Annotated in this window: 9 protein-coding genes; 6 read left to right on the top strand and 3 right to left on the bottom strand. The window is 52.5% G+C overall.

The genetic code is table 11. The features are described 5' to 3' along the window. Positions 1-8 precede the first annotated feature (8 nt). From fdhF to HOV93_RS15850, 3 genes are all read left to right on the top strand, one after another. Entirely contained in the window at positions 9-2,960 is a 2,952-nt protein-coding gene (gene fdhF / locus HOV93_RS15860; RefSeq protein WP_207397505.1) for a formate dehydrogenase subunit alpha, read from the top strand. Between the two features lie 11 nt (positions 2,961-2,971). Then, the gene (locus HOV93_RS15855) at positions 2,972-3,421 is read left to right on the top strand and encodes a DUF1641 domain-containing protein (protein WP_207397504.1); all 450 of its coding nucleotides are present in this window, start codon (positions 2,972-2,974) and stop codon (positions 3,419-3,421) included. Between the two features lie 74 nt (positions 3,422-3,495). Further along, positions 3,496-4,041, top strand: coding sequence for a Dps family protein (locus tag HOV93_RS15850; protein WP_207397503.1), 546 nt, complete (start codon positions 3,496-3,498; stop codon positions 4,039-4,041). A 143-nt stretch (positions 4,042-4,184) separates the two neighbouring features. Here the strand turns inward: HOV93_RS15850 and HOV93_RS15845 are convergent, their stop codons facing one another. Then, the gene (locus HOV93_RS15845; RefSeq protein WP_207397502.1) at positions 4,185-7,682 is read right to left on the bottom strand and encodes a response regulator; all 3,498 of its coding nucleotides are present in this window, start codon (positions 7,680-7,682) and stop codon (positions 4,185-4,187) included. Between the two features lie 224 nt (positions 7,683-7,906). On the opposite strand from HOV93_RS15845, the gene HOV93_RS15840 reads away from it, so the two are divergent. Further along, the gene (locus HOV93_RS15840; RefSeq protein ID WP_207397501.1) at positions 7,907-9,346 is read left to right on the top strand and encodes a sigma-54-dependent transcriptional regulator; all 1,440 of its coding nucleotides are present in this window, start codon (positions 7,907-7,909) and stop codon (positions 9,344-9,346) included. A gap of 123 nt (positions 9,347-9,469) precedes the next feature. Here the strand turns inward: HOV93_RS15840 and ahr are convergent, their stop codons facing one another. Together ahr and HOV93_RS15830 are read right to left on the bottom strand one after the other, a co-directional pair. Then, positions 9,470-10,483 carry an NADPH-dependent aldehyde reductase Ahr gene (gene ahr / locus HOV93_RS15835; protein WP_207397500.1) on the bottom strand — a complete coding sequence of 338 codons (1,014 nt, stop codon included), beginning with the start codon at positions 10,481-10,483 and terminating at the stop codon, positions 9,470-9,472. A gap of 82 nt (positions 10,484-10,565) precedes the next feature. Next, on the bottom strand, positions 10,566-11,519 hold the full coding sequence (locus tag HOV93_RS15830) for an MBL fold metallo-hydrolase (protein WP_207397499.1): 954 nt from the start codon (positions 11,517-11,519) through the stop codon (positions 10,566-10,568). A 440-nt stretch (positions 11,520-11,959) separates the two neighbouring features. On the opposite strand from HOV93_RS15830, the gene HOV93_RS15825 reads away from it, so the two are divergent. Further along, positions 11,960-12,976, top strand: a complete 1,017-nt coding sequence (locus HOV93_RS15825) for a zinc-binding alcohol dehydrogenase family protein (protein WP_207397498.1) — start codon at positions 11,960-11,962, stop codon at positions 12,974-12,976. A gap of 69 nt (positions 12,977-13,045) precedes the next feature. Beyond that, entirely contained in the window at positions 13,046-13,261 is a 216-nt protein-coding gene (locus tag HOV93_RS15820; RefSeq protein WP_207397497.1) for an FAD-dependent oxidoreductase, read from the top strand. Positions 13,262-13,367 lie beyond the last annotated feature (106 nt).

The following is a 13,367-nucleotide window of genomic DNA, read 5'->3' as shown; positions in this document are numbered from 1 at the left end:
GTCAGTTCATGAATTCCATTCAGATTCTCCTTAATGGTAAGCCCGTCGAATGCATCGTAGGAGAGCGGTTGATCGATGTTATTCAGCGAAGCAACGTCGAACTGGCCGCCGTCTGCTATCACCCTCAGTTAGGCCCAGTGCAAACCTGCGATACGTGCGTCGTCGAGTGCCAAGGGGAACTTATTCGCGCGTGCTCGACGGTCGTTCAGGCTGACATGGATCTGTCGACCAACAGCGACCGAGCCGCGACAGCCCGGCGAGACGCATTCGATCAGTTGCTCACCTCGCATCAGCTCTACTGCACTGTTTGTGACAATAACAACGGCAATTGTGTTATGCACAACACGACCAAGTTGCTCCAAATCGAAGGTCAGACGAGGCCGTTTGAGCCTAAGCCGTATGAGGTGGATGAGAGTAATCCCTTCTATCGCTACGATCCCGACCAGTGCCTGCTTTGCGGCCGCTGCGTAGAAGCGTGTCAGAACATCGAAGTCAATGAAACACTATCGATCAACTGGGAGGATCCCAATCCTCGCGTTCTCTGGGATGGTGGCGTTCCCATCGGCCAGTCGAGCTGTGTCTCATGTGGCCACTGCGTTACGGTGTGCCCTTGTAACGCCCTGATGGAGAAGTCGATGCTTGGGCACGCTGGCTTCCTAACGGGCGTCTCGAAAAAGACGCTTGATGGCATGATCGACATTGTCAAAGAGATCGAGCCGGAAACCGGGTTCCGTTCAATTCTTCGCATCTCAGAAGCCGAATCCGCGATGCGACAATCACGCATTCGTCGAACGAAGACGGTATGCACGTACTGCGGCGTGGGCTGCAGTTTCGAGGTCTGGACGAAAGATCGACATATCCTAAAGATCGAACCCGAACATGGCCCCGTCAATGGAATATCAACCTGCATCAAAGGAAAATTCGGCTGGGATTTTGTCAATAGCAAGGACCGCCTGACCCATCCTTTGATTCGTGAAGGAGAAAGTTTCCGCGAAGCCACTTGGGACGAAGCGTTCACATACATCGCGGACAATCTTCGACGTATCCGGAAGACGCATGGCGCTGACGCCATAGGCGTTATCTCATCGTCCAAATGCTCGAATGAAGAAAGCTTCCTTATGCAGAAGCTTGCTCGGGCGATAATCGGTACGAACAACGTCGATAACTGCTCACGGTATTGCCAAGCACCAGCAACGGCAGGTCTCTTTAGGACCGTTGGCTATGGTGGAGACTCAGGCTCGGTGACAGATATCGCCCAAGCCGACTTGGTCATCATCATCGGAAGCAACACGACTGAGAGCCACCCAGTGATTGCCACTCGAATCAAGCGAGCCCACAAGCTACATGGCCAGAAGCTCATTGTCGCCGATCTGCGTTCGCATGAGATGGCACGAAGAGCCGACCTTTTCATTCGCCCGCGTCCAGGCACCGACCTAATTTGGCTTTCGGCTATCACACGTTACATTCTCGACCACGACTTGGCTGCGGACTCTTTCCTAGAGCAATGGGTAAATAACCTCGACGAATTTCGAGAAAGCTTGGAGCCATTCTCTTTGGAATTTGCCGAGGAGAAGACGGGTATACCAATCCAGACACTTACCAAGATCGCTCAGATGGTCGCGCAGTCACCTCGCGTTGCCATTTGCTGGGCTATGGGCGTGACTCAACACTCGATGGGATCAGATACATCAACGGCGATTTCCAACTTACTATTGGTTACCGGCAACTATATGAGAGCTGGCACGGGGGCCTATCCGCTTCGAGGTCACAACAACGTCCAAGGTGCCAGCGATATGGGATCGATGCCCAACATGCTTCCGGGATATCAGCCCGTCGAGGACATAGAAGTTCGCGAGCGATTTGAATCTGCGTGGGGTACGACACTGCCGACCACCAAGGGCTTGGACAATCATGAAATGATCCATGCAATCTTGGACGGCCGTTTGAGAGCAATGTATCTTTGCGGCGAAGAAATGAGCTTGGTCGACGCGGATGCCAACCTTGTTCAAAAAGCTTTCAGCCAACTAGACTTCATGATCGTGCAAGATGTGTTCTTCAGTCATACATGCCAATTTGCAAATATTGTTCTGCCGGCCTCCCCCAGCCTTGAAAAGGACGGGACCTTTACCAATACGGAACGAAGAATACAGCGTTTTTATCAAGTGTTTGAGCCGCTGGGAGAAAGCCGCCCGGATTGGCGGATTGTACAAGGTATTGCTAACGAACTCGGGGCGATGTGGACATACCAGCACCCTTCGGAAATTATGGCTGAAGCCGCGAGTCTTACGCCACTTCTGTCGGGCGTTTCATTTGAGCGTCTCGAGGGCTATCAGTCTCAGCAGTGGCCTGTTGCCGAGGACGGATCTGACCAGTCGATCTTGTATGAAAATGGCTTTGCGTTCACCGACTCTAAGGCACGATTGCATCCAGTTTCCTGGAATGAACCGGTTGACCAGCCTAACGATGAATACGACCTCCATCTGAACAATGGCAATCTCCTAGAGCACTTTCACGAGGGCAATCTCACGTATCTCGTGCCTGGTATTCGAGAGAAGACACCTGACGTGTTTGTGGAGGTATCGCCAGAGCTTGCCTCGAAACGCGGAATAACAAACGGGACACGGGTGGAGTTGACATCACGGTATGGCCAGGTCTCCGTTCGGGCCTTGGTTACAGACCGGGTTCAAGGGAATCAACTATTCATGCCTATGAACTCAAGCGACTCACCGGTCAACATGCTCATTGGCGCGAATACCGATCCGGTAACGCATACGCCTGCCTACAAAGAATCATCCGTTCGCATGCGTGTCCTGCACGAGGAGGACTCACCTCTTCCCAACCATAACTTCCGCTTTGGCCGCCCGACACCTCAAGATGGTGTCGAGGTACATCGCAAATGGAGCCAATCGAACGCCAGCAATCCAGTAACGCTTTACCAGATCCAATCCAAGATCTCCTAGGACAATTAGCCATGGCACATCGTATTCCCTTTCAGCCGTTACCCTACGATCATCACGATATCATACAAGCTCGTCTACAAACGGCCCCAATGGACCACGGCGAGGCGATCTTATCCGCCTGCCAGGTGCTACAAGGTCTGCAAGACCAAGGCATTCTAGACATATTGCGGGGCCTGCTCGACTCGCGTGACGAGGTCTTGGAGACGGCCGTCGACGCCGCGAATTCGCCTCACACCATTCGAGGAATTCGCAATCTGCTTATCATTGCCGATCTGTTGGGTGACCTTGATCCCCAACAACTAAAGAACGTGACACAAGCTATTCCACTGGCTCTTGGACAAATCACGCACGAAAACGAACGACTCGGATTCTGGCATTCGCTCTCGATTCTTTTTGTTAGGTCTCGTTGGCGCAGACCAATGGCAGCTATAGCCGCGTATCTCCAAGCTGTAGATCACTGACCGATCCGCGAGCAATAGCATTTATGTCCGCCAAGCGGTCTTACATTTACCTCTTTCTAACCGGAGAGTATCCCATGTCGACTTCACCCATTCACACCTTGGACGTTATGCCGCAGGTCCAAGCATTCACTCAAATTGTTTCCCACCGAATCGCACTGGATCACGATGTTCGCAAAGAAAGCGTGCTGAATCTGAACCAACTGCTTGCCGACACCATAACGATTCGCGACCTGTATAAAAAGCATCACTGGCAGGTATCAGGACCAACGTTTTTCCAACTCCACCTTCTGTATGACAAGCATTTTGCGGAGCAAAACGAACTGGTCGATCAGATTGGCGAACGTATCGCAATGTTGGGGGGCGTCAGTATCGCGATGGCAGCGGACGTTTGTGAGGCGACACTTATCCCCAGACCTCCACGTGACCGAGAAACACCAAAGGCCCAAATAGAACGACTTCAACATGCCCACGAGATCATCCTGGAAGAAGCTCGAACCATGGCGAGGCTCGCAGCGACCAACGGCGATGACGGCACAAACGACTTGATCGTCAGCAGCATACTGCGAACCAATGAATCACAAGCTTGGTTCGTCGGAGAGCACTTGGCAGGTGTCCAGTAGCCTTAATCCTGCTAGAAAGTTTCCGGCACTTCTTTTTGCCCGCCGATAGCGGTCGCATCGGTGGGCATTTTCTTTAACGTCGCGATCGCCTGTGGCTGTTAAGACGATCGACCTTGCACCTTGATATATTCAACTGCCCTCGCTCAAAGCATTCGATTTAGTTGATCCAGCGTCAAAGGCTCGACCTGTCGTAATAGGTTGTCGCATAATTCGATCAGGCGCATCGAAGACTCCTTCGCCGAAGTTCGCTGGCCCGCCTCCGCTTCATCCTCAACTTGAGTCGCCAAGTTGCCAGCAACGTCGCTGAACACCGACAACATCCCGGCAAGCTTGTGAGCTTCCTCTCTCAAGTTGGACAGATTCTCCATAGCAATCACGGTTTTCAGTTGCTCTAACCGGATCGGCAAATTTGCCTGGAGTGTCTCTTTCATTTGCTGGAATAGCAACTCATCACCGCCACAAGCGCCGATCAGCGTTCGAACTGTGACAAGAGGCTCCTGCTGATCTGAGGAAAGGGTGACTAGTCGTTCGATCGTTTGCAAAAGATGATTCCTATCGATCGGCTTCGAGATGTATTCATTCATTCCCGATTGCATACATTTATCCCGATCCTCTGCCCGTGACCTTGCCGTCAGCGCGATGACAGGAAGATGAGTGTCCGAATCCTGCTCGATTTGCCGAAGTTTTCGGACAACCTGAAACCCGTCAAGCTCAGGCATGTGGATATCCAAGAGCATCAAGTCAAAGCCACCACGTACCGCCATGTCCAATGCCTCTCGACCGGTTGTCGCAATCCGAACTTGATAGCCATTTGTTTTGAGTAGCCGCTCCACCATCGCTGCGTTGAATTCATTATCCTCGGCCACCAGAATGTTGAAATGTCGCTCGATTTGCGGATACGGCGATGTTGATTTCATTTCCATGTCGAGCACCGTGGTCGGTAATTCTTCCGCTTCGGCTTGCTTTGTCAGTCGGAGGATGACGTCGAGCAATTCTTCTTGCTGCACCGGTTTAAGTAACCTGGCGTTGATTTTAAGTTCGCGCAAACGAATCACATCGCCGGGGCGTTCACCGGATGTCAGCATCACTATGGGAAGAGAAGCCATTGGTTGCCATTCGCGAATTCTCGACGCCAGAGTAAGACCGTCGGTCTCAGGCATACGCGAATCGAGCAGGATCAATTCGTAAGGCCGGTTCTCGTTGACAGCGTTCCAAAGAACCTCTGTAGCAATACCTGCGTCAGGTACGCAGTCCGGCCGCATGTTCCATCGCCGAAGCGTTCCTTCTAAGATCCGGCGATTGGTCGCATTGTCATCGACAACTAGTACTCGCATTCCAGAAACATCGGAAGGTAGCGTCGTCCCTTGAGCATTATCGTTGCCGGCCTGAATCTCAAAAGTTGCCGTGAATTTGAAAGTGCTTCCCTTTCCGGGTTCGCTATCAACCTCAATCTCACCACCCATCAGTTCGACAAGGCGAGCCGCAATCGATAGACCTAGACCAGTCCCTCCATACTTCCGTGTCGTTGACGTGTCTTCCTGCTCAAAGGCCTCGAAGATGCGACGCTGCATATGTATGGGAATTCCAATACCAGTATCGGTGATCGCGAATGTTACTCGCGATTGTCGTGACTCTTCAAGTAACTGGGCTTCGACCTCGACCATAACTTCGCCTGCCTGAGTAAACTTGATCGCATTGCCGATCACGTTCAACAGCACCTGACGGAGCCTGCCGGCGTCACCGAGTAAACCATCCGGAGTCTGAGGGTGAATCTCACATATCAATTCCAGACTCTTCTGATGCGCACGGGCAGCGAGTGCCCGCAGTGTTTCGCCGATAATCGCTCGCAGGGAGAACGGCGATTCCTCCAACACCATCTTGCCGGCCTCGATTTTAGAGAAATCCAGCAAGTCGTTAATGATCCTCAGAAGGTTGTCCCCGGCAGACTTTACTGTCTTGAGGCATTGGCGTTGATCGTCGCGGAGTTCCGTATCTAGGACCAGCTCTGTCATCCCCAGGATCGCATTCATGGGCGTGCGAATCTCGTGGCTAACATTGGCGAGAAACTCGTCTTTCGCGAGGTTTGCCTCTTCGGCGATCTCCTTTGCTTGCCGAATTTGTTCCTCCAAGCGTTTTCGCTCGGAAATGTCCTCGATAACGTGAATGGTGTGCAGTGGCTGTTGGTTGGGATCGCGTTGAAGAGAAACAAACACATGCACCCAGACAAAAGAACCATCTTGGCGAACCAAGCGTTTCTCTTCCGAGTAACTATCGATCATTCCACGCACTAATGCATCAAACTTGGCCTTAGAATCCGTTGCGTCATCCGGATGGGTTAGATCCACGAAGGTGCGTTTCAGAACGTCGTCCCGTCCGTAGCCCATTATGTCGCATAGCTTTTGATTCACACGCAGAAACTGGCCATGGATGTGACCATGCGCCATTCCAACAGCGGCGTTTTCAAACGTTCCGCGGAAACGTTCTTCACTTTCCTTCAGCTGATTTTCGGCGAGCCTGCGGCTCGTAATGTCCTCAGACAGTCCGGCAACTCGATGTCCAATGCCAGTGTCACTAGTCAAAGGAAACGAACGTCGGCGAATCCAGCGTATTGCTCCGTCTGGTCGTACAATGCGAAACTCCGCCACCCGAAAGCTTCCTTGCCTCAGATCTTCGAGATTTTGTTGGACTACCTCTCGATCTTCTGGAATGACGTATTCAATCTGTTCTTCCGGAGCTTGGTAGAAGCTCTCACAACTACGTCCCCACACTTCCTCATAACCGGGACTGACGTACACCAGCTTCGATTGATTTAGATCGACAATCCAAAAGATTTCCCGGATGTTCTCGGCCATCTGGCGGAATTGTTGCTCTAGTTCTCGACGGAAATCAGCGATTCTGTCGGCCATCCGATTGAAACCTTCGGCCAGTCTTCCGAGCTCATCGGACTCGAATACTTCGACCCGGTGTTCCAAGTCTCCCTTACCGATCGCCTCGACAGCTGAGCCCAAAGCATTCATTGGGCGCAAAATGCGATGCGTCAGTCGCCACAATACGCCAGATGATACCAACAAGGCAGTCACCGTCACACAGAAGATCGCCAATCCATTTTGGCTGGCATCGCGCCGAGCTTCGATTCCCTCATGCTGCATCGCGTTAACGTTAACCTCTCGAAAGTAGCGGCAATCTTCCTTGGCTAACGCCATTGCGGGATGAATGGTGTTGACGTATGTATCCAACGCATCAGGAGTATTCATCTCGCTCAACAATCTGTCGCTTACAGTTCGGAACTGGGCGACGCTACGTTGAACCTTGCCATAGGTATTTCTATCGGCATCGCTTTCCAGAAGTGGTCTTAATCTCTGGTAAGCGCTGTCGAATCGCTGCCGCTCCAAGCCGAGCTTCTCTTGAGCGTCAGTGGGCTTGCCACCTATGGCCATCAGAATTGCTTCATCCTCTTCCTCCAGCAAGGTGATCATATCGACCGCGATGTCGATTGCTTGCTGATGGGTATTGAGCGTATCGCCCATACGTGCCCCCATCCGCTGAATCGTCACGATGCTCCAGGCTCCGCAACTGCCAATGGCCGCCAATAGCAGGCCGCCGGCCACAAGAAAGTGTGAGCGAAGATGTTGAAATCTCATAAAGATGCCTTCAGGCCGCTGTCGCATTCTCAACGCTCCCATGTCCCGTTTTGACCACGGCACGATACCGCCGTGAATTATTTGGAATGGAATGCGAGTTGCGTGCCGGATCAAATAAAATCAATCACGGCTTGCCGCTAGGAAGTGGCCTTCGCTAGAAATAGTAAATACGGCGGGGGCCAATGCACCCTGCCACTTAGAAATCCTATCAGACTGGAAATGTGATGGCATCCATCCTGATCATTGATGATGATCCTGACCTGATTCTGCAGCAAGTGAGGGCCGTCTTAAAGGGAACAGCCACAGATATCCTATCCGCTGAGACTGGCTCGGAAGGCATTCACATTGTTCAGGAGCAACTACCCAGCGTGGTGTTACTCGATTTGCGATTGCCTGACGGTTCTGGCCTGGATGTGTATCAAAGCATCCGTCAAATCGACGCCCGAATTCCGGTAGTTTTTATTACCACGGCAAAAGGTGCCGACACAGCGATCGAGGCCATGAAACAGGGCGCCTACGACTATCTCTTCAAGCCTGTCGAGCTACGTCAGTTGGAGCGAGTCGTCCATGAAGCGTTTGAAGTTTCTCGACGGATGCGAGAACCTACCGTCGTTGTCGAGAACATGCCTGAAGATGCCATGGAGGGGGCAATTATCGGTAATTGTCAGGCAATGCTGGATGTTTACAAGGCAATTGGACGGGTATCGGTTCAGGATGTCCCGGTTTTGATTACGGGTGAAAGCGGCACAGGCAAGGAACTGGTGGCGAGGGCCATCTACCAACACGGCAATCGAGCCAACGCTGCGTTCTTAGCGCTCAACTGTGCTGCGATTCCGGAGCATCTGTTGGAAAGCGAGCTTTTCGGCCACGAGAAGGGCGCATTTACTGGGGCCGATCGACGTAGAATTGGCAAATTTGAACAGTGCAATGGAGGAACTTTGTTTCTCGATGAGATCGGCGACATGCCCTTGCCCCTGCAGGCCAAACTACTCCGAGTCATGCAAGAACAGACTTTTGAACGCGTAGGGGGAAACGAGTCCATCCAAACCGACGTTCGATTGATCGCCGCAACCCATCGCGATTTGAAAGTCTGGTCCGACGAGGGGAAATTCCGCCCCGATCTTTACTATCGACTTGGCGTGTTCTCCCTCCATTTGCCAGCGCTCCGCGATCGAGGGGACGATCTCAATATGCTGGTCCAGCATTGTCTGCGTAAATTCAGTCAAGAATTGGGACGTAGCGTCCAGTCAGTTGCTCCAGATACGCTCAGTCAACTAAAGGCATATTCCTGGCCAGGAAATATTCGCGAGTTGCAGAACGTCCTGAAGCAAGCCCTTCTCGCGGCTAGTGGTGATATCCTGCTACCCATTTTTTTGCCCGAATTGACGAGCAATCGCATGGAAAGCCCCTCGCCACCTGCCACGGCCTTGAATCCAGAGCTGGAATCTCTGGTGGAGGAGTTGATCAACTCAAAGTCTACGGATGTCTATGCGACGGTGCATTCGCACATCGATCGCTTTCTTCTAAAACGAGTTCTTGAGCATACCGGCGGCAGTCAGCACAAAGCGGCCAAACTCCTGGGAGTTGCTCGACAGACGCTTCGCACGAAACTGAAGGAGCTTGGTATCCACATGACAATCCATGTCGAAAACGAAGACCGTTGATTCACCGCCCCCCACATGACTGGACAAGAAACTTTCCCAACAGGAAACAAATTAGTCCTGGGTGGCGGGCTAACGATTTGGCCCGCCACCTTGGTCAAACAATGCTTTTTCGACATGTCGCCGTTATTTTGCATCCAGGACAATTCGGTAATGCGCTTTTCCGGAAGCAAGTCGGTCGAATGCCTCGTTGATCTGGTTCATCGCGAAATGTTCGGTGGTTGGTGCGATTCGGTGTCGCGCGGCAAAATCGAGCATCGTGGCAATGTCCGTAGGCGAACCGGTAGGCGATCCGGATATCGACCGTTGTGCCATAATGAGCGAAAACGCCTGAACGGGAATTGGCTCGAGAACGGCTCCGACAACATGCATTCGCCCATTAGGAGCCAAGGTGCTAATCAACGCGTCCCAGTCCAACGGAACGGCAACCGTGATGAGAAGCATATCAAGCTGGCCACTTAGCTTTTGGATTTCCGACGAGTCACGGCTAGAAACGACCTGATGGGCCCCCAGTTGCCGTGCTTCGTCGAACTTTCGTTCGCTGGAAGTAAAGGCCATGACCTCGCAACCCGATGCCGCCGCAAATTTGATGGCCATATGCCCCAGTCCACCGATTCCCACGATTCCGACACGATGGGTCGACCTGGCGTACATCGCCAGCGGATTGAACACGGTGATTCCACCGCAGAAAAGAGGGCCCGCGTCTTCCACAATCAGACCGTCAGGCAGGGGAATCGTCCATGCCCAATGAGCCCGCACGTGGCTGGCAAATCCTCCCCGGTGCCCTACGATGGTGCCTGTTACCTCGGCGCATAGATGCTGGTGACCCGACAAACACTGCCGGCAATGCATACAGCTATCGGCCGACCACCCAATCCCCACGCGTTGACCAACACTCAAGCCTTTAACCGCGGGGCCCGCTTCAACCACACGGCCAACAATCTCATGCCCTAGAACGGCAGGATACTGTGTCATTCCCCACTCGTTGTTCAACATCGATAGGTCAGAGTGGCAAATTCCACAGTGCTCTACTTCGACCTCCACCTCCTCGGCACTTAGCGACCCTAAGTCGACAGACCCGCGAGCGAATTTTTGGCCGGGACCTTCCGCTATCCACGCCTCGATTGATCTGGTACTCATAGCAACTCTCTCCTTTGCGTTAGAACTCTATTTCAGAACAGATGACGTCATATGATTCAACAAATCTGCCATGTTGTCTTGTCTACCATTGAGTGATCGCTCCTTTGTCGACGGGCAGCCAAACAAATCCCTCGTTCATTGTTGTCACTCTTCCTAGCCCTGGATATCTCGCATGATAAGCGACCGCTAGCGACTGTTCACTGGAAACACTCGACAGCACCTGCCTTCGGGTCTGTTCAGCAAGCGTTGGGTCGCTGTCCACTTCGCTGCTCCAGTTGGGATGGGCCATTTGAATCGCCGGATGGTGAATCGTATCCCCTAAATGAATCAGTTGGTCATGCCCAGAACCAATGCGCAGAATAATGTGACCAGGCGTGTGCCCAGGAGCCGAGATAACTTCGATACACTCACAAATCCGTTGTCCATCTTTTACGCGCATGGCTCGATCGCCAAGCAACGATAGTGCTTGATGTGCCACGTCACGAAACACTTGCTTGCCCTCCTCGTTCAGCCCCTGTCTGGACATGTCCGGGTGTTCGGAGTTCCAGTAGGCAGCCTCGATTTCACTCACGTAGTGCCGAGCGTTCGGAAAGTGCAACCTCTGCGGTTGTACATCTCCAATCCCACCAACATGATCGGGGTGAAGATGCGTTAAAATCACATCGGTGATCTCGTCGGGAGAAATGCCAGCTGACTTCAATCGCGCCAAACCGTGTCCGTTGTCTCCGTAGAATGCGAGCCTTCCGCACCCGGTGTCAATCAAAATCTTTCGTGAGTTGAACTCTAAAACCAAGAGGTTAAGTTCCAATTCTACGATCTCTGAATCCAAACCAGATGCGACCAGAGCGGCACTGACCTCCGATTTTGCAGCAAAGGCACTGTAAATTGGCGCCACGGGAACCAGCATCTGACCATCGCTGACAACAGTTGCTCGTATTTCGCCTATTTGGAAGCGATATGCATCGGACATACTGCTTACACGTTGCTTCTGTGTCTGGCTGCTGGAACCGGAAAGTAGACGCGAGAGAACATTCATGAAGCATTCCTGAAAATTAAAGTGGACAACCGCAAATGCAACGAGTCACTCTGATTCGATGACAGGATGGCAAAGGGTGTGCCGTTCCGCGCGTTTACCGGCAAATTCATTCGCTTGTCGCATCATGGTTTCGATCGCTTTCTAATTACATGGAAAACGAGCTATCTCTGGAGAACCGAGAGGGACAAAAACCTGGCCGATGGGAAGGTTTCTGCCCCGATATCTATTTCCTATTCGCGATATCGTCGCCACGGGTACGCTCGAATTGACCCCGCGGGTGCTAATCGAAGTGAATTTTCACGCCTTCCATCGAACTGGCGTGAGGATTGCGTAGATGGCAAGGCTTGCCACGCTCGACCACCCAAAAAAGACACAGGACGAGCCGGCTTATCATGCTCAAACCGAGTTAGTCACTGTCTGATACTGAAAGGACAACTCCGATGAAAGCCGTTGGATTAAAACGCTACCTGCTCAATGACGACCCAGAATTTTTGCTGGACCTGACCTTAGAATCGCCGAGTCCCAAGGGCTGCCAATTGTTAGTCGCCGTTCAAGCGATCTCGGTCAATCCGGTCGATACGAAAGTTCGCGCCCCCAAGGATAAAGTCGAAGCAAGCTCCAAGATATTGGGCTGGGATGCGGCCGGCATCGTCCTCGAGGTTGGCCCCGATGTCACCCTGTTCAAACCAGGCGACGAAGTGTTCTACGCAGGTGACATTACTCGTCCCGGCAGCAATTCCGAGTTTCAACTCGTTGACGAGCGAATCGTAGGACACAAGCCGAAGTCACTCACATTTGCCGAAGCGGCGGCGCTCCCACTCACGGCGATTACAGCCTACGAAGCAATTTTCGATCGACTTCAGTTCGATGTGTGGGGAAAGCACAAGGGACAAACGCTTCTGATCGTAGGAGCCGCGGGCGGAGTCGGTTCCATCGGAATTCAACTCGCTAAGATTGCCGGTTTAACGGTGATCGGAACTGCGTCCCGGCGTGAGTCTGCCGAGTGGATTACGAGTCTCGGGGCAAACCATGTCATCAATCACTTTGAGCCAATGCGCCAACAAATCGAATCGCTTGGGCACAAGTATGTCGATGCCGTGGCCTTATTCAACGACACCGATCGTCATTGGAACACGGCCGTCGATCTTGTTCGTCCCCAAGGCAAAGTTCTCTCCATAGTGGAAAATCGGGGGCCGTTAGACCAAGACCTTCTTAAGCAAAAGTCGGCAACGTTCATTTGGGAATTCATGTTCACACGCTCCATGTTTCAGACGCCTGACATGGTTCAACAGCATGAACTCCTCAACCAGGTGGCCAACTGGATCGACCAGGGTATCGTTCGCGGAACAAGTCGCGAAGTTATCTCGCCAATCAACGCCGAGAACCTGCGGAGAGCTCACCGCACAATCGAACAGGGGCGGTCCATCGGCAAGCTGGTACTGGAAGGCTGGTCGTGATCGCGAGCTCGTCGAATCACAAGCAGAGTTGATCGGTAGACATGGTACGACACAAGGAGTTTCTATTACATGGTCAATCAACGATATCGAAATGTGATCATCGGCAGTGGAGAAGCGGGCAAGTATCTGGCTTGGCACTTCGCACAAGCAGGTGAGTCAACGGTCGTGATCGAAAAGGGGGCGTTAGGTGGTGCGTGCCCAAATGTTGCCTGCCTACCCAGCAAGAACGTTATACATTCCGCCAAGATCAAAGCGATTGTCGACCACGGCCAGCGCGCACTTTAGGTAATCTGCGGTAGCGCGTCCAATCTCTTTCTGCGATGATAACGCTTTTCCAAATCCGTGTCTCGCGCCGCAGGGAAGAGTTGATGGCTCGCCAGATTGATCAGGA

Source organism: Bremerella alba, from assembly GCF_013618625.1.
Taxonomy (GTDB): domain Bacteria; phylum Planctomycetota; class Planctomycetia; order Pirellulales; family Pirellulaceae; genus Bremerella; species Bremerella alba.
Note: the sequence above shows the minus strand (reverse complement) of the source record. Positions and strands in the feature narration are given on the sequence as shown.

Bases quoted from the DNA above. Each gene is read 5' to 3' on its own strand.
- fdhF (WP_207397505.1), top strand. From the start codon at position 9: ATGAATTCCATTCAGATTCTCCTTAATGGTAAGCCCGTCGAATGCATC.
- HOV93_RS15855 (WP_207397504.1), top strand. From the start codon at position 2,972: ATGGCACATCGTATTCCCTTTCAGCCGTTACCCTACGATCATCACGAT.
- HOV93_RS15850 (WP_207397503.1), top strand. From the start codon at position 3,496: ATGTCGACTTCACCCATTCACACCTTGGACGTTATGCCGCAGGTCCAA.
- HOV93_RS15845 (WP_207397502.1), bottom strand. From the start codon at position 7,682: ATGAGATTTCAACATCTTCGCTCACACTTTCTTGTGGCCGGCGGCCTG.
- HOV93_RS15840 (WP_207397501.1), top strand. From the start codon at position 7,907: ATGGCATCCATCCTGATCATTGATGATGATCCTGACCTGATTCTGCAG.
- ahr (WP_207397500.1), bottom strand. From the start codon at position 10,483: ATGAGTACCAGATCAATCGAGGCGTGGATAGCGGAAGGTCCCGGCCAA.
- HOV93_RS15830 (WP_207397499.1), bottom strand. From the start codon at position 11,519: ATGAATGTTCTCTCGCGTCTACTTTCCGGTTCCAGCAGCCAGACACAG.
- HOV93_RS15825 (WP_207397498.1), top strand. From the start codon at position 11,960: ATGAAAGCCGTTGGATTAAAACGCTACCTGCTCAATGACGACCCAGAA.
- HOV93_RS15820 (WP_207397497.1), top strand. From the start codon at position 13,046: ATGGTCAATCAACGATATCGAAATGTGATCATCGGCAGTGGAGAAGCG.